Genomic DNA, 21,055 nt, shown 5'->3' with positions numbered 1-21,055 from the left:
ACAATGGCGATCATGTCGTTTCGCAGATACCCAAACTGCGGGTAAATGATAGCTTGGGGACATTGGTTCGCTGAAAAGTCACGCTACAGGGAGGTTCGTATTCAATGCCAAGTTACATCAGGGTCAAAGCGGCACCAAACCAAGTCAGACAGGCGCTGAAAGACGGTCTGACAGCTCACGAGTTCCGCATGTTCACCATCGATCAGCCAAAGCGCGACCCATTTGCTCCTAACGCGCATCGAGATCTTCCGGACCTTCAAACCGTTGTCGAATTTGCAGCAATGGCAATTGCCGGTGGGGTCGTCCACGACGGAGCTAAGGCGGCGTTGGGCAAAGCCGTTGCTCGGCTGAAGGCGCGTTTTGGTGACGACGTGGACGTTGATGATGGCGATCGCAATGACGATGCCAACACATAGTCAGCATGATCCATTTGCGCCGCGGTCATTGGGTGCCAGACCTTCATTCGCGTCCTACTGGCCTGATACTCGTTTCATTGAGTTGCGTTCGCACGATGGTTACTTCCATCACTTGCTCGGCCGCGCTCCGACAGATGACGATGAGCACCTACTTATGCTGGGAGGTTCAGTCGTTCACCACGAGCGCGTGCATTGGCAAATTGCACACAGCTTGACCTGGGGTGTAATGCGCAGTGCTCTGGTGAACCTCCGCACGACGCTTGCGTCACTTTTCTTCAGGCAAATGTCCCCAAGCGCGTTGAGTGAAGAACTTGTTCGTCACCAAAACGGGATTGCATCACTTCGCAGGACAGAAAACTTCGACTTGGTTATTCCGGACCATTGGTCCGCTACCTCGCACAGCATCGCTGAACACGCGTGGCTGCTGACTATGTTGCCAGAAATCATTGACTATGGCGGTATTGCTCCTGTTCGGCCCCCCGATTTCATGTTGGGTATTGCAGCTCAATATCTTGGACGTGAGTTTGATCCTGTTGATATCCTTTTCGGTGATGACCATGCTGGATTTCACAATCGGGTGCGCAGCTTTCGCCAGGAAGGATCTCTTGAGGCATTGCAAGATACACAAGCAAACGGATTTCCTGCCATAGTAGTTGAAGAGTGCCTCGCGGTATTGGCGCAATTGACATTTCTTGATCGTGTCCAAACACGCAGCGTGGCAGAGCGCAACATCTGCACTCAGTTTAGGGCGGATATTCTTGGTGGTGTATTTGGTGCAGACGGTGGGCTTTACGCGCCATGCTTTCGCGCCGCGGCTCAAGCGGCGAGCTGCCAGTTCGAGGACCTTAATCTAATGGCACTTGGAGTTGTTTGCGAACTGGCCCTTGATCCTCCGCTTCCTTTCGCTGCGGATGGCTCTGCCGCAAGTTGGACATGGTCAAACCTGCACCCAGGCTCGAGGTTTGCAAAGCTGCTCAAAATTTCTGTGGACCGAGGGATCCTCACGGACGTTCAAACGCTCGCTGATCCGGGAGAGCGACTCGTAGTTGAGGAAGATTTGCTGGTCTCTGCACAAATGGAACGCGCAGAACACTCTCATGTTCAGCAATGGTTGGCGACTTACGACGAGGACACGACTGAGTGGCCATCGCAAGAGCTTGGATGGCAACACGCAAGAACTGCACACACTGGCCGGTCGGAAATAGCAAAATGCCCAGGTGTTCTGCAGGACATGCTTGGTAGTTGCGACTTACCTGAGGCGCACACTTTTTACGACTTGCCATTCGTCATCTTGGATGGTGTCACGCAACTAGATGATCCGGAGTCAGAATCCGAAGCACTGCGAAGCGGCCAACAAATTCTAAACGCGCATGTTGCCCGCATGACCGATCATCTTGCATTCCACACTGGACCGATTCATCCGAGGGGTCTTCCGACCGATCCAGAGGACGGATTCTCGGTGTTTACTGAACGCGCCCATGAGTTTTTCAAGTCGGCTTGGGGCGTTGACGTGCCGAAGATGGAGATTATTCGAAACGAACGAGGCTGGAATGCCGATTGAAGACCGTTTCGCTTGGAAAACAGTAGGGACTGACCAACGTGCCGTGTCTCAATGAGAGTGCAGTCTGGCGAATGAAGCAAAAGTTGATCGAGCTTTATCGCCGAGGTGATTTCGTCGCGCTCAAAGACTTCGTCGACCCTAGAGCGTTCGATGGAGAAGAGTGTCTTTGGATCGCGCGCTGTTATTTGGAAAAAGGTGAGCCGAAAGCAGCACAGAAGTTCTTGCAGGCAGCAAAGCTTTCAACAAACGACACTGAGCGGAGTAAAGCCATTTCTATGCAGGAGTTCTGTGTAAGCGCCCAGGTCTCGGGAGACATAAGCGCAGAGCTCCGAAAGGCAGAGGCATTCTGGGACCGGGATAACGCGCAGACCGTGCTTGCTCAGGCTTATCTCGTGCTTCTGCGCCTGATGGCCGGTCAAGTTTACATCGGCTCCAAGGTCGAGAGTCTGCGTGATTTGGGCGTTTTGATCGGTCCTCTCTCCAAGATCTCTTCCTTTATGGCCGCCCACGCCGCGAGATGGATCGTCCTTGGGACCGATGATATAGAAGAGAAAACAGCTGCAGCCAGACAGTGTATGGCTCTCGCAACGGAGGCTGGCTTTCCGCATGTCGGTGGCGAAGCATGGATCATGGTTGCTCAGGCTGGGCGAAAGGTGCTGGCGCGGCGGGGCGACATCGAGACTGCTATTGACGCTGCCGAGAAGGCGTTTCTTGATGCGCAGTATGTTCCTGGTCCTGCAATCATCAAGAGAGAGCGCATCAAAGTCGATATACTGGAAGGTCGCGCGAAATCCTCTGACCTTGAACCTTTGGTTGCTGAGTTTGAACTTTGCAAAGCCACTGGCCTCGCCCATGCGTTGTGCAGTGATTTGGCAAACGAGTTGCAGCAAAGCGCACGTGCGACAGCTGCTCGCAAATTCAGTGACCGAGCGCAGCTCCTCGCCCGTGAATCAGGTATGGGCCCGGCTCTACGGATTGACAGCTTAAACGCGATTGAGCGCCTTAGATCTGAAGGCAAACCGGCGGAGGCGGTGAAGGTCTGCGATGAAACCTTGGCTCAGGATTTACCTGACCTTGTTCGCGGTATTATTTTGCAATCTAAGGCGCGAGCGCTTTCGGCCGCAGGATCAACAAAAGCGGCGTTGAGAGAGATTGATGCCGCACACCAAAAATTCAAGACGATTGGAGCTATGGACTACGCGTCAACGCTCGTTGGTGAACATGTATTGTTCTTGACCACCGCAAGCCGTGACCGCCGCGACTTCGAAGCGGCTGACGGTCTGTTGGTCGAACAAGAAAAAGCGGATTTTGGTGAAAACCGCCCCCTTCAAGCACTGGAAAAATCGATCTATCGCGCCGACACTGCCTTGCGCGCTTTCAGTGCATTCCGGCAGATGTCGGATCTTGACGAAGCTATGGCGTACGCGAAGCGATCCTATTGCCTCGCAGATGACTTTCCAGGCAAGATCAGAGACCAACACAAAGCGCGCTGCTTGCAGGTGCAGGCACAGGTTTATGCCATTCGCGCGCAGGCCTACTCGCAGCAAAGTGACCTAGACGCGGCCGCGCGATCAACTGCTCAGTTCCGGGAGGCAAATAGTAGCGCGATAAGTCACTCGATTGATGCAGACAATCTGATCCAAGCGGCTGGCTGTGCTATGACAGCCGGGACAGTCGAGTTGAACACCTCAATAGATGCACTTCGACGGTTTGCCGGAGTCTCACATGATGACCGTGACCAGCGCGAAACCTTCGACAAACTGCGTAGAGACTCATCAGCCAATGCTTATGCAAATTTCGAGAGAGCGGAGGAACTCTATCGCGAATGTGGACTTAGTGAGCCGGCAGCGCGGTCGCATGCGTTTCTGTCCGAAGTGGCAGCGAATGCATTGCTGTTTCCTACGCTTGGAACGCCGAGCGATTTGGCAACCTTGTTCAAACGACACCTCGCCGAGGCCGATAGTCTCTATGAACTACGCCGCGCAGAATTAGAACTTGATCGAGCGGAAGATACCCTGTTGGCGCGGCAAGAACTCTCAAAACAGACTGAACGTCTGACTGAACTTGCGCTGCGCGTCTTTCTGCGCGATGCAGCCGATCTGGAGGCCTTCTGGTCTTGGTTGCAGAAGGCAAAGGCGCGCAGCATTTCAGACGCCTTGGCATTCCGAACGGCCGATCAAGGTTCACTGTCGCTACAGCATGCCCGCCAAGCGATCTCTGATATGCCGCGCGGCGTCACATTGGTGGATTGGAGCATCGCTGCGGGGCAGGTCCACATCGTTGTGGTCTCAGGCAATGATGGGCCAATCTTCGAGAGGATCCCGATCTCCCAGGCGGACCTGACCGACTGGATCGACGCTTTGACTGCGCGAGACTACCGGTCTTCATTGGCCGGAACGCCCCAGTTGTTGCAGAAGTTCTCGCCTCTGGTCGCCCCACTCGAGTGGCTGACAAGACCCGGAACTCTGCTCGCCCTCTCCCCGATGGGTGGCATTGGTAGGCTGCCTTTACAGGCTCTGAACGTCCGAAACGAGCCGCTGATCCGGCGAAATCCGCTGGTTGTTGTACCAAACCACTTGCTTGGCTTGGACAGTTGGCATGGTCGTCAAGCCGACAAGGAGATATCCATATTTGGAGACCCGACCTCGGACCTAAAGGATGCCTCAGATGTGATTGAACACCTGAGCACTCGATTTACGGCTTCACCCGCACTTGGCGCTGAGGTCACCGCCGATGCAATCCAAGTAGCCCTGAGTTGTGCGCGTGTTCTGCACTACCAAGGTCACGCGCGTCACGATGCCGAAGATCCATTGGCGTCGGCGCTCGACCTCGCGGCTGGCTCATTTGCGGCCTCGGACATCCTGGATGGGGAGCCAGTCTCGGCGGAGTTGGTCATTTTAGGTGCCTGCGAAGCGGGAATGTCGCAAATCGCCCGCGGAAATGAGCCTAACGGTCTGACACAGGCCTTTCTTATCCGCGGTGTCGCTCGGGTTATCTCAACTCTGTGGCCAATTGAGGAACGTGCCGCGAACGTTTATGTCGAATCCTTGTATGGTGCGTTGGATCAAATGCATCCGGCTGATGCGCATCGAAGTGCAGTGCTCTCCGCCTTTGATGAGTTCGGAGAAGACAGACCAGATCTTTGGGCACCTTTTGTTTTGACTGGCCGGCTGTTTACGAAAGAAGAATTGGGATGAAGACTCTGACCGACGGAGAACAGATCGAGCTCGAGCTCTACCCGGACGAAGCTGAACACAGCGAGCTGCGCGGGGGAGGAGACCAACTTATTGCTGACGAGGATATCGGTAGATCACGTGTTTTAATTCGCCAACTTGCAGCCGAGCGTCTCCCTAAGAGTGCGGGGAAGGGCGGGGTCGTTGCGTTTGATGTGACGTTCCATGCCGATCGCGGGAACCGATTTGAAAGCGCGCGTTTGGTGCTTTCTATCACCAGTCCAAAGGATGCGGTTTTCATCGATTGTCAGCCCAGAGAGACCGTTACCAACGACGTAGAAATATCCATAGACGAGAACGGAAAGATGCAGCTTGGTGTGCCCAAGGTATTCTCGGGCGAAGCGGGTGTCGCGCGAAAGGTCAACTTCGCGCTACGTCATCGTGTCCTAAGGGGCAGTGGTGCAGGAACGTCGAATGTTATCTGGGACTTCGCAGAAGATCCTGAACGCAAAGACGGAATCCTGCATCAGGTCAACCTCGCTGTGACACTGCCGATAGGTGGCACAGTTGATTGCTCGCTATCCATCATCGCCCGTTTGGCCCAACCTGGTCTCGATGGGCGTCTGAAACGCTTCCGCCGGATGATTTTTGGCGACCACAAGTACGCGTTTTCGATAGAGTTGCCTTCGCAACCCCCAGACCAAAGCAAATTTTGGTTTGGCTGGGATAAACTGATAAACGGTTAGAGGTTGATCGGTTAGCCGGGCTCTGTTGCACAAGGCCTCTGATGTCGGAAGTTCCCCTTTCCCCGGAGGGATTCATCCCACGGCTTCTGTGACAGGTATGCCAAGCGCGGTGTAGCCGTTCATGACTGCGATGCGGATCTGGACCTCCGCGACCTGTCGGTCAAAGTCCCGCGCCATGAGGCGCTGCCCCAGCATTTTCAGACAGTGCATCTTTGTTTCGACGCGGCTCCGGCGGTGGTATCCGCTCCATCGTCGCCAGATCGCGCGGCCGAGGTATTTAGAAGCTCGCAGGGCTTCGCTTCTGGCCACCGCACCCGCCGTGACGGTCTTCCACGGCTTCGCGTGCTTGCTGGGTGCGATGACAGCGTGAGCGCCGCAGTCGGCAATGGCAACATGGCATTTGCGTGGGTCGTAGGCGCCATCTGCCGTGACGCTGCCGATCTCCTGGTCCGCAGGGATCTAACCGAGAAGGTCGGGAAACACCAGCGCGCCGCCAACATGGCTCCCGGTGATCTCGACGGCTCCGACCTCCAGTGTTTCCTCATCGATTCCGAGATGGATCTTGCGCCAGACGCGGCGTTTCGGGCCACCATGCTTGCGCGCATGCCATTCGCCTTCGCCCTCGACCTTGATCCCAGTGCTGTCGATCAGCAAGTGGAGCGGACCCCTGGGGCCCCGATGCGGGATGTTGACGGCGAGGGACTTCTGGCGGCGGCTCAGCGTGCTGAAGTCGGGCACCGACCAGTCAAGGCCGACCAGGTGCAGCAGGCTTTCGACGAACCCGGCCGTCTGCCGTAGCGCCATGCCGAACAGAACCTTCATCGTCAGGCATGTCTGGATGGCGGTATCGCTGTAGGTCTGCTGTCGACCACGTTTGCCGGTAGGCGCGGCCTCCCAGATCATCTCGGGATCGCACCAGATCGTCAGCGAGCCCCGGCGCTTGAGCGCTTCATTTTAGGCTGGCCAGTTCCTGGTCTTGTAAGTCGGGGGTATGTGTCTGCTCATGCATCCCAGCTACCATGTTGGTTTCACGAGATGAATCCCTCACAGGCTTTGTGCAACAGAGCCCAGCCGATCTGCCAGAGCGGGAGCAGTGGGAGAACGCAGGTCTGGATGGCGGGTCATAGGAATGGTTGCCGGCTGGCGATCCCCGTCTTGGCCAAACGGTGAGGCATGTCGTGGACATTTCGTGACGCTCTCAGTCGTGACTTGTTGAGAGAACTCAGGCTTCGATCCTGAGCCCTCTGAACAGAGTTTCCCAAGGGGCCCCATCCTCGGTCATCGCGCCCGGTTCCAGGTTTGCTATGTTCTCGTCGATGACTGCGTTGTGGTAGTTCTTGAGCCAGCTGTATTTGCGCCGCACCGTCGCGTTGGGACTGTCGGCGAGACCGCTCTCCACCAACGTTTTGTGCCTACCCAGAAACTCGATCCAGCCAGCGTATTCGCCGTCGAGTTCGCTGAGACTGGCGCGAAGATAGTCGATGTAGTGGAGGCCTGACTCGTCCTGGCGCAGGAGGTTGTTCAGGTGACGCTCTTCATCCTCAAAGGAATGTCCTTCCCGCCAAAGCGTTTGGTCCTGCCGGTGGCGTTCGATGACATCTTCATGGATCGCAATGCGCGGGAAGATGACCTCGCTTTCTTCCATGAAATAAGCCTGAACGAGGGCAGGCCCAAACACCGGACCACTGAAGTCGATGCCGAGATGCATGGGGCCGACCGTCATCGCGCCGCGCACCAATATGCCATTTGCCACGCATTCGATCTGGATGTGCAGCAGATCGATGAGCTCCCAGACCAAGGGGCCGGCCTGGTACTGAGTTTCAATGGTTCTGGTTCTGACGATCGCGTCAGACACGATCTCTGCATGGACTTCGCTGATCATCCGCATCTCGTCGGAGCGGGTGGGCGGCGTGGCATCTCCTTCGGAAACTCTGCGAAACATCGAAAGCAAGTGCCTGATCTCTGCACCGCTTCGCGTGTGCAGGAGGTTCCTGAAACCGAGGACATCAAAAAAGGTCACAAGGCATTCTTCGTAGTCGGGGTCGTTCTCGAAATCAGTCATCTCTGGTCCATCTTCAGCCGAGGAGCTTCTCCAGCTCTTCCCCTTGGGCGGCATGCTTCTTGGGGTTTTCTGCTTTCAGCTTGTTCACGTTGATGAGCTTCCATCGGACCGCTGGAAGCTCGGCCGCTTGAGGGCGGTCGATCGCGTCGAAGTCGGGGTCGCCTTCATACAGGGTTCTCAGAAACCTCTTTGCGCCCTCATCCATGCGGGACTGGATGTCCGCGATTAGGCGGTCGCGCGTTGAGACCAATTCCGCAAGGTCGACCGCTCCCTTCGTCATGCCCTCGAATTCCCGCGCGTAGGGCTGATCAAGATCGATCAGGTTTGGGTTCAGTAATTCGTGCGGCGGGCGTGGGGAACTCGCGACGTAGATCAGAAAAGTGCGGAACAACTCGTCCGTGAAGCCTTCATTCTCGTAGAGCAGCTTGACGTCGTAAAGGTCTCGCGGATGCTGGCGATCAAGGGCTGCATGTAGCTTGCCGCCGAACAAATCCTCGAAGGAGACGATGTTCATCGCCGCATATCCGAACGCCTCCTCGACGGCTTCGGAGACTTCGCGTTGTTCCGGATCATGCACGACGCCCCGGGTGACGGGGGAGGTTTCGATCTTGATTTCGGCTGTGCCGAGGCGGGCGAGCGCACGCGTGGCGCCGCCGCCACCGCCGGCAATGCGCTGCGTTTTGGCGCCGGTGATTCCGCTTTCGATGGCGGCGGCAATCCGGTCCATCGCGTCGTTGATCTCGACGAGGCTTTCGGCGCGGTCCTTGACAAGCAGATAGGTCAAATCGATATCGACCGAGAGGCGCGGAAGGTCGCGATAGAAGAGGTTAATGGCCGTCCCACCCTTGAGCGCAAATATTTTCTCCTTTGCGACATACGGCAGTATCCGCACGAGCAGCGCCACTTGGGCGGCATAGTCCTCACGCGCCATGACCACGTTCCTTTCCTACAAACTCTTCGGGCACCATGATCCTGTAGCGCGGATGTATCTTGCCGCCTTTGACCAATGCGCGATCTCCGCTGCCGAGGTCGAACTCTTCTGGATCGAGCCGCTTGCGCCAGGCATGGTCGTGGCGGTCGGCGAACACGAAGAACAGGCGTTTGACCTTGATCTTCTTGCAACTTCTGAGCAGCGCCGAGAGGGTTCTCGGTCGCAACGTCGTCAGGCTTTCGAACACCATGTCGAGGTTGTGAAAGCTCTCCTGATCCGGCAACTCGTCCAGCGCCTCTAAGATCGCGCGTTCCGGCGAAGACATCACCAGTTTCCAGTCCCATGGCAGGGACGATGCTGTCTCGTTGAGATTTTTTCGTGCGTCATTGACACCCAACTCTGGATCGGAGAACAGCGATACGCTGCGTGTGCGGAGTTCGGCGTTGAGCGGCAGTTTTTCGAGCCAGTTGGGGATTTTTGAGCCGTAGAGCCAGACTGTGCTTTTATCGCCGAGTGAGAGATAGTGCGCATAGCCTTGCAGATCCAGCGCGGTCGCCCCCCCGACATGGACAGGGTAGTGCATGATGTGATGGAGCGAGAGCAGGCAGGTCTTCCAATCGAGCGTATTCGTGGTGGCGCTGCTTGGTGAGGGACGGCGGAAGACGCCGCGTCCAAGGCGTTCTAGCCAGCCGCGTTGGACATAGGCGTAGGACGAACGCCGGCCTATCCCGTGGTGCTCCAGCCAGGCGGAGTCCACGAGGAACCCCGTGGGGACAGCCTCGAGAAGGCTCTTTAATTTTTCGTGTTCTTGTCGACTCATGTGCGACATAATGATGTATTTTTAAAGATGCCGCCACTTGTTTCTGTGATAACCTGTGAGATAGTCTGTCAAGGATCGACAAATTCTGGAATTTTCAAAGAGACTGGTGGTTGTCAGCTCTGAAGCTCACCAGCAAAGCAGGGCGTGGATGCCCTCGTAAGGCTGAGAAAACACCCGGCCATTTGGGCTTCGCAGATGAGCGACTACCAGTCGTTCCTGCGAGTAGAAAACCGGTGTTTGTCTATCGGCGAATGTGGCGGATTTTAAGTTCCTCCGGACGTGCTAAGCGGTCCGTGGTAAAATGCAGCCGAAGCCCGAGGAGCATCAAAGAATACCTCAAGGCGTTCGGCGTTCTCCTCGACAAGACGTTTCGCCTGCTGCGGAAGTTCGGCACTCGCTCGCGTGAAGTCATCAAGTGCAATGGGTTCGAGCGTCGGAGCGGATGTCAGACGAAGCATGCGGTCTCGCCCGACCAAAAGTCCGGCCTGTCCGAGGGCGTTCTGGCTTTGCAGGTGCATCGCGCTCTCGATGATTGTTCTCCAGTGGAACATGCCGCCGCGCTTGATTTGACCATCAGTCATGCGGAGGTCTTGATCACCACAGCCAAGGCTCAGGATTTCGATTTTGTGCCTGTCGACGTTGAAACAGCTCATGGCATCCACCAGCGCCACCATGACGGGGTTGTTCGCCCAAACACCGCCATCGGCAAAGTGCCGGGTGCCGTTTCGGTAGGTCGAGAAGAATGTTGGCGCGGCTGACGTCGCCAATGCCACCGTGACCAGTTCTTCCTGCCAGTCGAGGCGGAAGTCAGGGTGGTGCGGGGTCTTGAGGACGTTGACTTCGTTAAACCCATCGAAGGCGGGAATGTTCAAACGCACATTAACCGAGCCCAGTGTCCTGTTGCCAAAGCGATCTCGAAGCGCTCGTTCCAAGTGTTCGCGGTTGTATCGATAAACGGCAAGATCGCGTGCAAACTGGTAAGCGGATCGCATCGCGCGACCAAATCGAGTTGGCGGAGTCCAAGGCCGGGGAAATATTTCCGACCCGTGGCGCATATAGATTTCGAGAACCTCCTCCGCGCGCATCCCTGCTGCCATGCCGAGCGCGATTATTCCTCCGGTTGAAGTGCCGGCGATCATGTCGAAGTAGCTGGCTGCCGAACCGCCCTTCAAGAAACGACGCTCGCATTCCGCCAGCACCGCCGCAGGCAGAATGCCTTTTATGCCGCCGCCATCAATGGACAGTATGCGAAGATCATCTGCGGGCCATTCGAGTTGATCTCGACGGTGAAAGATGGTGCCCTGCGAGCGGCGGGATTGAGGTTGTGCCATGAAATCTCTCCATAAGTGCCGCCAACCTGGATCGCCCGCCCGACTGACTTCTGATGTGTTTACCAGTCCCAAACCATTTTCCCGAAGCGAGCCAGCTTTCGTAGCAGCTCAGCCAGTTGGACGCCCAAGGAATGGCCGTGTCGCTGATCCGGTCGTCAGGTGACCATTGATCTGCTTCGTCGTCGAAGAGGCACAGGAATGGTCCTGTCCGCGTTGTTCTCGGGTGGGACACATAGACATGCGGCAGGGACCCTTCTTCGTTACCGAAGCGCCTTTCCAATGTCGGTTCGAGTACTTCGACCAGTGGTTGCAGGTAGAGGTTTGATCGGCCTTCGACCAGCAACGGTTCAGTATATTCGACCCGCAACCGGTACCGGGTTCTGTGCGGTTGCAGATGTCCCACCCAGACACAGGTTCTCTGGCTCAACCGGTCAGATGACCAATCGGGATAGACCTCCGCCATGTCCGAAATTTGCTCACCAACAGTTATCATCGGGCACCGTGCCCCCCATGTTGGTGTTCGCGCGTGCGGGCTTCACCAGGCCAGGTGCCGCGGCGACGTCGGCACCAAGAGCCGGAGCAGCCAGGGACGAAACTGGAGCAGCAGCCTTCAATTGCCCGCGTGGTGTCATGCCGAGCGCACCGTTTTCGAGCTGGACGGTCTGTGCACGATGATAGGCCTGCAGCGCGGTCTCGCCGGACTTTTCACCGAAAAGGTCATCGAACGTCGCCCGGATCACCGCGGGATCGAAGCCGACCCGCTTCAAGGTTTCAAGGCGATCGATGAGGACAAGCAAATCTGCGGCCCAGAGTTGTTGATCGCTCCTCTGGGCCGGCCAGCGGTCCGTGAAATGGTCCGGGTAGTGTGCCGGATTGCGAACCTCCAGCAGCCGGAGATTCTGCTCTGCATTGCGAATCTGCCAGCGCATGCGCTTGGCAATCGCAATCACTTCGTCGACGAGGCTGTCGTTGGCAGGACCGGCGTCGATCGCGATCGCCGCCATGATGACGGCCGGAGGTTTGCGCCGGCCGCGGTGATCGTCGTGCTTGCGATACCGCTTGTCGCGGAACCTCTTGATCAGTTGCAGGGCGACCACGCGAGGCGATTTTTGGTCGAGCGGGACATGGACCGGCATCGGTTGGGTGTCTGCCTTCTGCAGCGCCAGACCCGAGGTTTCGTTTGACAGGCGCGTGGCCAGTTCGGTGTAGGTTTCACCATCGACGAGGTATCGTCGTGCGTCGAAACGCTTCTGAAACGTCTCGCTGATTTCAACACGAGCGTTGAAGTGATCGGCAAACCCCTTCGGATTGATCTCCTTGTGGTAGCGCTCGCCCGTCTCAGGCTTGTGGTGGAACAAGGTCGCCACGCGCTCAGGTGTCCCGTCGATGCGAACGACGGGCATCAGATCGACCGTGACGCCGTCCGGGTAGGTAACCGTGACGCAGCGGCTGTTTTTCTCGATCAGATAGTCGAAGTACCTGCTTCCCGCTTCGCCCTTGATCGCCTTGTACAATTGTTCAAGCACCCATGCCGGGTCGGTCCCGGGAGCGACCGCGATCTCAAGAACCGCATCAACGTCGTGCTGATCGGTCTTCAGGCGTGACCGGGTTGCCGCGTGAATTGCAAAGCTGCCAGAAGGATAGATCTCAAGGACCAGATCTTCGAGAGGGCTGCCGGGGCGGTCGACATGCTGTGCGAGCCCGCGAAAGTGACTGTCAGCCTCATCGTGCATGGTGCGGGTGATCTGGATGGCACGCGCGACATCCATCAGTGCAGCTTCTACAGGGTCGATCTCCAGGCTGCGGGCGAAATCTTCGAGGTTCGTCCTGATATTCATCTTCTTCTGCCCCCTCAGGCTTGACGCATTCGCTGATCCGTCCTACAGTTTTTGACGTTTTCGTAGGATGAAAAGCGAAAAAAGAAGCCGCGAGCAAGCGGCGGGAATCCTACGATATCGTCATACTAACACATGCGGGAGCGTCATGTCAAATTCTACGGATTCCAATGGTGGGTTCGGTGACAGGCTACGTCAGGCCAGAGAAGCTCGAGGGATCAACCAAACGGAACTTGCGGCGAAGACTGGGTTACAGCCATCAGCAATCGGCCATTTCGAGAAGGAGCGGCGCAAGCCTTCGTTTGCAAACATTCGGGCTCTCGCGAAGGCATTGAGCGTTACGTCAGACTACTTGCTCGGCAGGACAAGTGACATGGCCGGGGCAACAACGGCTTTTCGTGGTGAAGAAAATTTATCGGATGACGACCGAGAACACATCCAGATGATGATCGATCTCATGAATCAGAGAAAGTCCGGCCGTTGAGCAAGTTCAGAATCCAGATGGCTCGGCGCCAGGGCGAGCTTAAAGCAAAGGAGAAGGGCTACGATGCCTTCCCCGTGGATCCGTTTGCGATCGCGGAGAGCGAAGACATCTTGGTCGAGCCAAAGGATCCGGGCCGGGTTGGCGTGAGCGGCGGGATCATCTTCCATGATGAGAGCGTTGGCATCTTCTATGCGACCGATATCAAGAGCGAAGGGTTTCGCAGGTTCACCGTGGCTCACGAACTTGGCCACTATTTTCTTGAGGGGCATCCCGAGGAAATTCTGAAGACCGCTCCGATCCACATGTCCAGGGCCGGGTTTTCACAAGGGATGAGTTCGATAGAGCTTGAGGCGGATCATTTTGCGTCTGGTCTGCTCATGCCGTCGAAGCTCGTGGGCGACGTCATCGGGGGAAGCCGCGTCGGTCTGGATGGGATCATTGCGCTGAGCCAGCTGGCCGAGTGCTCGCTCACGGCCTCTGCCATCAGAGCCGCCGAATGTTGCGACTATCCGATGGCGGTCGTCGTCAGTTCGGGCGACAAGGTCGCATATGCGTTCTTGTCTGAAAGCTTCAAAAAGCTCGATAAGCTCACATTCCTCAAGAAGGGTACTCCGCTGCCACGAACCCATACCCTGCGGTTCAACGCTGATACGCAAAACATCCGGTCCGCGCGCTCGATATGTGGACAGACCAGTCTTGCTGAATGGTTCTCTTGCGGGCGGCGGCTTGCATTGGATGAAGAAGTCATCGGACTCGGCGCTTACGGTTTCACCCTTACCGTCCTTTCCAGCGAAGAACTTGCCGACGACCCTGATGACGAAGCCTACGAAGAAGAAGCCTCATTGATTGAGAGCTGGACCCCCAAGTTCGCTCGCGGGCGGTAGCGGCGCACAGTCTCCTCGAATAGCCCCTCTTGATCTATGCCGAGTAGAAGTTGTCCTCATCAAAAGGGCATTCCTCCCGAAGCATGACCGCTCCGCGTTTCACCGAATTTTCTTCGGTGCCGAACACCTCCACGGAGTGTCGACACCGGGTACAGGTAATGATGAGCCCAGGAACCGCGCCATAGTCACCATCCAGTTCCTCTTCTGAGACATCGATTTTCACGCGCATGTGCCGACCCTATTACGATTCACGCCGCGAGAATGGGATCACCGACCCTCCTGCAGGTGCCCCTGTCTCACGCGCAGCGTCCGTTTTGAGAGTCAACGACACCACGTCGCCTGTTTTCTTGCTGAACCAACCGGACGGGAGGTTGACGAGGTTCTCAATATCGCCTGGATGCATCGTGAACTCGACCGAAAGCAGGTCTTCCTTACTGCGGGTGCCGGAATCCACGATCAGGCAAAGAGCGTCATGCAACATACGTGGCTTTGGAACAGCCCACTCCTTGTCCATCGGCTCTTGTCGGTTCCAGCCTTTGGCTGAATAGGTCTTGTAGAGCTGCGTGGCATGATCCTGCGGGATGATCTCTAGATCCACCAACCGCTTGATCTGGGCCTTCACAGAAACGCGCCAACGTTCTTTCAGGGACAGCAAACCTGCCAGGGAGTAGTTCGGGACCTCCGGCACATAAGTGGTCTGCGGCATAAGAAACGCGCTTGCGAAACGGAATGCCTGGCGCTCAATCTCTGGAAGATCATCGCGCAAAGCTTTTGCACTGACATTCCGGTGCAGCACTGCATGACCCAGTTCATGTGCGGCGTCCATCTGACGACGGGGAAGATTCATCTTGTCTGATGAGAGCAAGATGTGAGGACGGTCCTCGGATTTGGACCAGCTGCAAACGCCGTCGAGTTTGGACGTTCCCATTTCGATGGAGCCGACGACACAGCCGATCTTTTCAAGGACGGCTACGACATTTGTGCAAGGGCCTTCGCCCAATTGCCAGTGGGACCGAAGTTCTCCAGCGATGTCCTCGATGTCTTCGTCCCGAAGCTGACTGTAGCTGGAGCCACCCAAAATGTCTGGAATGTCAAGTTCGGGGAAATCAACATAGTGCTGCAAGACGTGGCTGATCTCATGTAGCCAGCTCACCTGAGAAGTTTGATACTCGCGGTCGCGCTTCAGCGTGCTGACCAGTTTTCGATAGAACATCGGTCGCGGGCTGTCGAAGACCGGACGGAGAAAAAACTCTCGCCGGACCCGCAGGGCCTTCGCCAATTCTGTTAGAGCATCAGCTTCCGGCGCCTGCTTGCCGGTTTCCCAACGGGAAACCGAACTAGGGCTGACTCCTAGCATCAGGGCCAACTCTTTCATACTTTGAACGCGCCGGGCGGCGCGCGCCTCAACGAGACGTTCCGGCACGAAGCCGGGTGTTCCCACTCGCATTCTTCCCTCCTCTGGTGCCGGTGGCACCTTTATGCTTTGCCATCCTGTTCGTCATCCACAGATGGAGCCTCGGGAGGAACAAAAGGCTTCATCGTGCGCTTCAGGCGGACAGCACCGCTGGCAGGCAATGCGGGAGGTGTCGAAAACGGCGAGCTGGGTTCCGACACATCCCCGTCATCCGCGAGGTACTGGTCGATCCGTTCGTAGAAAAGGTATTGCTCATAATCAGAGTCAATGAGACCGATGGCCAACTCCTTGATCTTGCCGGCTTGTTCGGGGTCGCGAGCGAATAGAAACAGAATGCAGATGTCCCCGATCTGAGGGGCAGTACCATCGAAATCGAAGTGAGGAGACAGCTGGTAGTTCAGTGTCACACCGGCTTTCCGCGACTTGTTTTTGACCGGAAGCTTGCTGGGTTCCGGCATTGCCGCGAGGCCAAGGATGAAGCCTTGCCCCTCATGCTCGAAACGCAAGAACGGCTGGAAAACCTTGAAGTCCGAACCGGGGATGATGCCGCCGTCGAGCAGTGCGCCGCCATGAAGTTCACAGACCTCCTGAAAGCCCTTTTCCATCATGTGGAAACGCGACATTCCCTCAAGGCGCCGTGCGCGACGTGTATCCAGACCAGAGTGATCCTGAATCATTCGATGAGCCTTCAGGGCTTCTCCGCGCAGGCGGTCCTCAAGATCAATGATCAGGCCGCGATAGATCGCGACCGGGAAACGGGTTTTGACAAAATCCCCCATGACTGCTCCGATTCTGTGGGGTTGCGTTTTGCGGGAAATGTGCCTCAAAAATTGCGTTAAGTCAATTGCGAGCAGCCGGTTATGTTCATCTTATCGTCCTGGACATCCCGAACTAGCGCCTCGCTTTGACCAAGTGCCGACCGGTCCAAGGCTGGCCGAGCGGCCTAGAACTGGATCCTCTCGAGGTTCATCCTGAAGACGAGGCCGGCGATAGGCTAATGTTTCACATGCCACCGCCGAATATCCCTCGGCTGTTCCCCTACCTTCCTTCGCGGCCACCGCACTTCTCCCTTTGTCTGAGTTGCATGACATGCTGGTCGCAGCTGTCGTCCCGTCCACAAAGGTTGTCGCCGATCTTTTTCCCCTGCCCCTGCGGGTCATTCCGCGCGGAGCAAAAAGACCGGCGCCTGCCCCTCTCCGCTGCGCTTCGCCTTCGGTGTGGTCGGGCCTTGGCCAACTGCAAGGTGACCATCATTGCAACGCAAACAAGGAGAAGAGCAATGACCACGAACTGCATCAAATTCACCAGTGCCGACATCGAAACCGCCAAGGGCGTCGGCTCCATCTCGACCCTGACCTTCGACCTCGACATCACGGTCGAACCCGTCGCGAGCACGAACCCGATGGCCCCCACGCACCGCGTCCTCGGCCGCTCCCCGCGCGGCAAGCTGGTCGAGTGCGGCGGCATCTGGAAGAAGCAGAACAAGGAGACCGGCGCCGACTACTACACGCTGACCATCCGCGACCACGGCTTCAACGCCAACCTCGGCAAGGCCGCGAACCAGGACGATCTGTCCCTGCAGGCCGTGATCCCCTGGGGTCCCAAAGACGCCGCCTAAGCCAAAGGCCAGGCCGCTCCGGCGGTCTGGCTTTTTTCACTGCGGGGAACTAGCCCGCGGCCAGCGAAATATCGGTTTCCGAAGGACGCCGCATATTTCGGAAGCGGACGAAGCGGCGGATAGTCAGACTGGATATGTCGCAGTTGCGGCTTTGATCTTTCTGCCCTGTGACAACGCGGATCGTGGGAACCCGAGGCTGAACCGAAAGTCAGCAGGGAAAACTGGGAGTCCAGTTAACGAGCCAAGCGCAACCCTTCCCTCATTCGAGCAACCCGCGCCCGGGTCGTGTTGGTGAGGCTCCCGGAGGCGCCGAACTCACCCTGCGCCGCGAGGGTCCAAACCGCAGATCACCGTAATGCATCCCGGGGCGACGTCTCACGTCAGGGCCACCGCCGCGCGCCTTTCCGTCGACCTGTTGGCCTTAGAGATCGCTAGCCCGGGGTCGAGCGGCCGGCAACGTCGGGGGCAGGTTTCTGGACGGCTGGCGCCTTGAGCGCTGCGGGGCATCGCTCACAACAAACCTGCCCCCGGCGTGCTCCATTTCATTCCGCCCCGTGCCGGGTGCAGCCCGCTCTCATGCCCCCGGTCTTTTCCACGATCCGTCCAACGACGATCAATGGAAAGGATCACACCATGACGCTCGAACAATCCATCGACCTCGCCGAACTGCAAGTCGACATGGCCTTCGAGGCCTACCTCGCCGCCTTCGATGAAGACGCCCATCCACAGACCCTCGACAGCCTCGAGACCGAGGCGCTGATCGCCCGCAGCCGCTACGACGATCTCCGCAATCGGGGACTGGGTCACTGACCCAGACACCCCTGCGGGTCTTCGGATCCGCAGGGGTCGGGCGCCGTCTCTCAGAAGCTTCGTGACGCCCTCAGAGGGTGTGACCCGCGCCATCCAGCGCGGGCCATTTTCGTGTACCTGGTGTCCGATCCGTGACTGTCTCGCGCGCTCGGATTGCCTGACATCGCGTGCCGCTCGGGCGCAAGTTTCGGCAGCTTCTTCGCCCAGGTTGTCCTGCATCGATGAGGGCGGGACCCGTTCCATGTCGCACCGCAACGCGGGGTCTTGATGGCGTCCAACGCCAGCAAAAAGACAAAACATGCAAAACGTAATATTGAGCAATGTGATGTATTGAAGTATAAGAGAAGGAAGACGTTGGCAGGATATGACCAATGTTTGCACATTTTGTCCGAGGGGTCTGACCCGTGCCGAGGCCAGCGAAAAACCTGAAACTTGAGCAGCGCATCGAAGTCGCGCGGCGCTTTGCGGCGGGCGAGACCGCGAAGGACCTGGCGGCGGCGTTCGGCATTTCCCCGCGCCATGTGAACCGGCTCGCGAAAGAGGAGGCGGGCGAGGGGATCGCGGTGCGCGATCCGAGCGAGACGGTGGCGTTCCGCACCAGTCAGTCTGAGCTTGCAGCGTTCGATGCGGAGTGGCGCGAACGGGGCTATGCCAACCGGTCGCAGGCGCTCAATGCGGTGCTGCGCGGACGGTGCGGAATCCTCGATGTCCCGCGCGATCTGGTCTCGGAATTCTGCGCCGCATGGCGTCAGGCGAAGGATGTGAGCGACGCTGGATTGGTGCTCGCCAAGGCGGTGCATCGCGGTCGGCTGGAGGTCTCGGAGGCGGACCGCGCGGTGCTGATCGAACTGCTCGATCTGGCGCAGTCCATGAGCCGTGAGATGGGCCGGATGAAGGATGCGGCGCAGGCGCTGCGTCATCAGGAGTGGCCGCAAAAGGAAAAAGGGCAGGGGGCGGAGAGCGCGGTTCTGGAGGATGGTCCGCGCACGATCGAGCGTGGATTGAGGCTCGTCAGGAATGGCTGATCCGCTCGCCCTCTATACCTCGGTCATGGGGCGGCTCTGGGAGGATGAGCGCATCCGGGGCCAGGCCGCGGCGCGGATCGACGCGCGGCTGGCAGGACGTCGTCAGGGGCGCAGTCTTGCACGCGTCGGATCCATGTCGGCCCGCAACGTGCTGAAGGCGGCCTCGGGGCAGAGCCGCGCGGCGGTGTTCAAGCGGATCCGGGCGGGGGGCTGCAAGACGCGTGCCTCGCTCGGGGCGCAGATCTCCTACATCAACGACAAGGCTGTCTACACCTACTCGACGATGACCAATGCTCTGACCGATGCGGCGGTGCTTTCCGAGGAGCAGAAAGAGGACATCATCGAGGATTGGGCCGGGACCTGGCGCGGCTCGACCAAGCTCGGTTTCACCTCGCACATGCTGCTGTCCTTCCCGACCGACGTGACGGTCGACCAGGTGCGCGACATCGCCATGGACTGGACGGAGCATTTCTTCGAGAGCGGGGAATATGGCGATCAGTGGGACTATGTTCTTGCTGTCCATGACGACCGGGCGCACAAGCACGCCCATATCATCCTGAACAATCGCGGCGTCGAGAAGGGCACCTGGTTCTCCTGCTGGGCCGAGGGCGTGATGTCGCCGCAGCTCATGCGCGAGAAGCAGGCCGAGATCGCGGAGCGTTACAGCGTGATGCTCGACGCCACGACCCGGCTCGAGCGCGGCATCTTCGAGAAACCCGCCGGGATCGAAGAGATCTACCGCGCGAAGGAAGAGGCCCGCCTACCGCGCGAGATCGTCATGACGGCCCAGGAATCCGCCATTGCGCAGGCGCAGGTGGTGGGCTTCGCCAAGGACTACAAGAACCTCGCCGACGTGCTGGACCGGATGGACCAGCGTCACATGGCGCGCGCCCTGCGCGGCATGGCGGACGGGCTTGGCTCGGGCACGCCGTGGAAATTCACCGAAGGAGAGATAGACATGAAGGACATTAAGACCGTCGGTGACGCGATCGACTATTCCGAGCGCACGATCGAGGCGCTGAGGCTCAAGGCCGAGGAACTGGACCCGGCCGAACGTGCCGCCTTTGAGGCCAAGGCCGCGCCGATCATCGCGGACCTCTCGCAGATGGTGCCGGACCCGGAATTGCGCGCGCGGTTTGGCAAGCAGCTCGAAGAACCCTATCCGCCGGGGGCGGGCAGCGAGTTGCTGATTGCCGCGCTGCAGTCCGGCAATGACGAGGGGTTGCGTGACGTGCTCGAGCGCGCCGAGGAGGTGGGCATAGACAGCGAGGAACTGGTGGCCCGGATCACGGCCGGCGGAACGCGCAACTACGGCATGGCGCAGGACTGGGTCGAGCGGGACATGAACGCGGTGCTGGCAACGGACGGTCTCAGCGTCGAGTCCGCCTCTGACGACCAGCTCGATGCAGCGCTCGAGAAGGTCGACGGGGTGATGGACGCGCTGATGGAGCGGGCTAAGGAACTGGGCGTCGAGATCGGCCGGACCCTCGCGGACGAGGAGGAGGCGACACTGCCCCTCATCGACGAGGATGACCGGACGCCCAATCCCTATCTGCAGGATCTCGCCGACATGTTGCGGGACGGCAAGCTTACCGAGGAACAGGAAGAGACGGTCGAGCGGACCCTGCAATCCGAGCTCTTCAAGGAACTGGGTGAGGAGGGCCTGGCCGAGCTTCGCCGTGGCAACTACGAGGTGCTGGACGCAGCCCTTCCGAGCAAGCTCGACCAGATCACCGTCACGCAGGAATTCCTCGAGATGACTTTCGAGGAGACCGGCGACCAGGTCTTCACCGACCGCGCTGCCGGGTTGCAGCAGGACAAGGCAACCGAAGTGGCCCGGCTGCGCGGCCAGCAAGAGGCGCAGGAGCTGGGTCGCGATCTCGGTCGGGCCAGAGAACTGGACCGCGGTCTCGATGACGAGATGGAATTCTGAAGGGGAGATGAC

The 21,055-nt window shown here is 58.2% G+C and carries 16 protein-coding genes and 2 pseudogenes; 10 read left to right on the top strand and 8 right to left on the bottom strand.

The genetic code is table 11. From position 1 onward, the window contains the following. The first annotated feature begins 188 nt into the window (after window positions 1-188). From ACK3BB_RS25465 to ACK3BB_RS25450, 4 genes are all read left to right on the top strand, one after another. Window positions 189-416 carry a hypothetical protein gene (locus ACK3BB_RS25465; RefSeq protein WP_428929528.1) on the top strand — a complete coding sequence of 76 codons (228 nt, stop codon included), beginning with the start codon at window positions 189-191 and terminating at the stop codon, window positions 414-416. Next, entirely contained in the window at window positions 385-1,977 is a 1,593-nt protein-coding gene (locus ACK3BB_RS25460) for a hypothetical protein (RefSeq protein ID WP_428929527.1), read from the top strand. Before ACK3BB_RS25465 ends, ACK3BB_RS25460 begins: the two co-directional genes overlap by 32 nt. Window positions 1,978-2,060: 83 nt before the next feature. After that, window positions 2,061-5,174 carry a CHAT domain-containing protein gene (locus ACK3BB_RS25455; RefSeq protein ID WP_428929650.1) on the top strand — a complete coding sequence of 1,038 codons (3,114 nt, stop codon included), beginning with the start codon at window positions 2,061-2,063 and terminating at the stop codon, window positions 5,172-5,174. Further along, on the top strand, window positions 5,171-5,896 hold the full coding sequence (locus ACK3BB_RS25450) for a hypothetical protein (protein WP_428929649.1): 726 nt from the start codon (window positions 5,171-5,173) through the stop codon (window positions 5,894-5,896). The genes ACK3BB_RS25455 and ACK3BB_RS25450 overlap by 4 nt, the downstream gene beginning before the upstream one ends. A 72-nt stretch (window positions 5,897-5,968) precedes the next feature. Here ACK3BB_RS25450 and ACK3BB_RS25445 read toward each other — a convergent pair. From ACK3BB_RS25445 to ACK3BB_RS25420, 6 genes and pseudogenes are all read right to left on the bottom strand, one after another. Next, window positions 5,969-6,901 (bottom strand): annotated as a pseudogene (locus ACK3BB_RS25445) (IS5 family transposase). A 217-nt stretch (window positions 6,902-7,118) separates the two neighbouring features. Further along, complete coding sequence (locus ACK3BB_RS25440; RefSeq protein ID WP_428929648.1) at window positions 7,119-7,958, bottom strand: hypothetical protein; 840 nt, start codon at window positions 7,956-7,958, stop codon at window positions 7,119-7,121. Window positions 7,959-7,971: 13 nt separating this feature from the next. After that, window positions 7,972-8,889 (bottom strand): nucleotidyl transferase AbiEii/AbiGii toxin family protein, encoded by a 918-nt coding sequence (locus ACK3BB_RS25435; protein ID WP_428929647.1) that lies wholly within the window; start codon window positions 8,887-8,889, stop codon window positions 7,972-7,974. After that, window positions 8,879-9,709, bottom strand: a complete 831-nt coding sequence (locus ACK3BB_RS25430; protein ID WP_428929651.1) for a type IV toxin-antitoxin system AbiEi family antitoxin domain-containing protein — start codon at window positions 9,707-9,709, stop codon at window positions 8,879-8,881. The genes ACK3BB_RS25435 and ACK3BB_RS25430 overlap by 11 nt, the downstream gene beginning before the upstream one ends. Window positions 9,710-9,972: 263 nt before the next feature. Beyond that, the gene (locus ACK3BB_RS25425; RefSeq protein WP_428929646.1) at window positions 9,973-11,040 is read right to left on the bottom strand and encodes a CBASS cGAMP-activated phospholipase; all 1,068 of its coding nucleotides are present in this window, start codon (window positions 11,038-11,040) and stop codon (window positions 9,973-9,975) included. A 476-nt stretch (window positions 11,041-11,516) separates the two neighbouring features. Continuing rightward, the gene (locus ACK3BB_RS25420) at window positions 11,517-12,878 is read right to left on the bottom strand and encodes a nucleotidyltransferase domain-containing protein (protein ID WP_428929645.1); all 1,362 of its coding nucleotides are present in this window, start codon (window positions 12,876-12,878) and stop codon (window positions 11,517-11,519) included. Window positions 12,879-12,945: 67 nt separating this feature from the next. Between ACK3BB_RS25420 and ACK3BB_RS25415 the strand changes: the two are divergent. After that, window positions 12,946-13,173 (top strand): annotated as a pseudogene (locus ACK3BB_RS25415) (helix-turn-helix domain-containing protein); the annotation flags it as partial. 182 nt (window positions 13,174-13,355) lie between these two features. Then, the gene (locus ACK3BB_RS25410; protein WP_428929644.1) at window positions 13,356-14,243 is read left to right on the top strand and encodes an ImmA/IrrE family metallo-endopeptidase; all 888 of its coding nucleotides are present in this window, start codon (window positions 13,356-13,358) and stop codon (window positions 14,241-14,243) included. Window positions 14,244-14,484: 241 nt separating this feature from the next. Here the strand turns inward: ACK3BB_RS25410 and ACK3BB_RS25405 are convergent, their stop codons facing one another. Then, entirely contained in the window at window positions 14,485-15,690 is a 1,206-nt protein-coding gene (locus tag ACK3BB_RS25405) for an XRE family transcriptional regulator (RefSeq protein WP_428929643.1), read from the bottom strand. Between the two features lie 29 nt (window positions 15,691-15,719). After that, a complete protein-coding gene (locus ACK3BB_RS25400) occupies window positions 15,720-16,436 on the bottom strand; it encodes a hypothetical protein (protein WP_428929642.1) in 717 nt (238 codons plus the stop codon). Window positions 16,437-16,936: 500 nt separating this feature from the next. Here ACK3BB_RS25400 and ACK3BB_RS25395 point away from each other — a divergent pair, with 500 nt between their 5' ends. The 4 genes from ACK3BB_RS25395 (at window position 16,937) to ACK3BB_RS25380 (ending at window position 21,043) form a co-directional block, all read left to right on the top strand. Further along, window positions 16,937-17,275, top strand: a complete 339-nt coding sequence (locus tag ACK3BB_RS25395; RefSeq protein ID WP_017470241.1) for a DUF736 domain-containing protein — start codon at window positions 16,937-16,939, stop codon at window positions 17,273-17,275. A 633-nt stretch (window positions 17,276-17,908) separates the two neighbouring features. Continuing rightward, a complete protein-coding gene (locus tag ACK3BB_RS25390; RefSeq protein ID WP_428929641.1) occupies window positions 17,909-18,085 on the top strand; it encodes a hypothetical protein in 177 nt (58 codons plus the stop codon). A gap of 404 nt (window positions 18,086-18,489) precedes the next feature. Beyond that, window positions 18,490-19,110: a helix-turn-helix domain-containing protein gene (locus ACK3BB_RS25385; RefSeq protein WP_428929640.1), complete on the top strand. Its 621-nt coding sequence runs from the start codon at window positions 18,490-18,492 to the stop codon at window positions 19,108-19,110. Then, the gene (locus ACK3BB_RS25380) at window positions 19,103-21,043 is read left to right on the top strand and encodes a relaxase/mobilization nuclease domain-containing protein (protein WP_428929639.1); all 1,941 of its coding nucleotides are present in this window, start codon (window positions 19,103-19,105) and stop codon (window positions 21,041-21,043) included. Before ACK3BB_RS25385 ends, ACK3BB_RS25380 begins: the two co-directional genes overlap by 8 nt. Window positions 21,044-21,055 lie beyond the last annotated feature (12 nt).

It is taken from the genome of Marinibacterium sp. SX1 (genome assembly GCF_050389775.1).
Classification (GTDB): Bacteria; Pseudomonadota; Alphaproteobacteria; order Rhodobacterales; family Rhodobacteraceae; genus Marinibacterium.
Note: the sequence above shows the minus strand (reverse complement) of the source record. Positions and strands in the feature narration are given on the sequence as shown.

Excerpts from the sequence above, each read along its gene's own strand:
- ACK3BB_RS25465 (WP_428929528.1), top strand. The coding sequence starts at position 189 with ATGTTCACCATCGATCAGCCAAAGCGCGACCCATTTGCTCCTAACGCG.
- ACK3BB_RS25460 (WP_428929527.1), top strand. The coding sequence starts at position 385 with ATGGCGATCGCAATGACGATGCCAACACATAGTCAGCATGATCCATTT.
- ACK3BB_RS25450 (WP_428929649.1), top strand. The coding sequence starts at position 5,171 with ATGAAGACTCTGACCGACGGAGAACAGATCGAGCTCGAGCTCTACCCG.
- ACK3BB_RS25440 (WP_428929648.1), bottom strand. The coding sequence starts at position 7,958 with ATGACTGATTTCGAGAACGACCCCGACTACGAAGAATGCCTTGTGACC.
- ACK3BB_RS25435 (WP_428929647.1), bottom strand. The coding sequence starts at position 8,889 with ATGGCGCGTGAGGACTATGCCGCCCAAGTGGCGCTGCTCGTGCGGATA.
- ACK3BB_RS25430 (WP_428929651.1), bottom strand. The coding sequence starts at position 9,709 with ATGAGTCGACAAGAACACGAAAAATTAAAGAGCCTTCTCGAGGCTGTC.
- ACK3BB_RS25425 (WP_428929646.1), bottom strand. The coding sequence starts at position 11,040 with ATGGCACAACCTCAATCCCGCCGCTCGCAGGGCACCATCTTTCACCGT.
- ACK3BB_RS25420 (WP_428929645.1), bottom strand. The coding sequence starts at position 12,878 with ATGAATATCAGGACGAACCTCGAAGATTTCGCCCGCAGCCTGGAGATC.
- ACK3BB_RS25405 (WP_428929643.1), bottom strand. The coding sequence starts at position 15,690 with ATGCGAGTGGGAACACCCGGCTTCGTGCCGGAACGTCTCGTTGAGGCG.
- ACK3BB_RS25400 (WP_428929642.1), bottom strand. The coding sequence starts at position 16,436 with ATGGGGGATTTTGTCAAAACCCGTTTCCCGGTCGCGATCTATCGCGGC.
- ACK3BB_RS25395 (WP_017470241.1), top strand. The coding sequence starts at position 16,937 with ATGACCACGAACTGCATCAAATTCACCAGTGCCGACATCGAAACCGCC.
- ACK3BB_RS25390 (WP_428929641.1), top strand. The coding sequence starts at position 17,909 with ATGACGCTCGAACAATCCATCGACCTCGCCGAACTGCAAGTCGACATG.
- ACK3BB_RS25380 (WP_428929639.1), top strand. The coding sequence starts at position 19,103 with ATGGCTGATCCGCTCGCCCTCTATACCTCGGTCATGGGGCGGCTCTGG.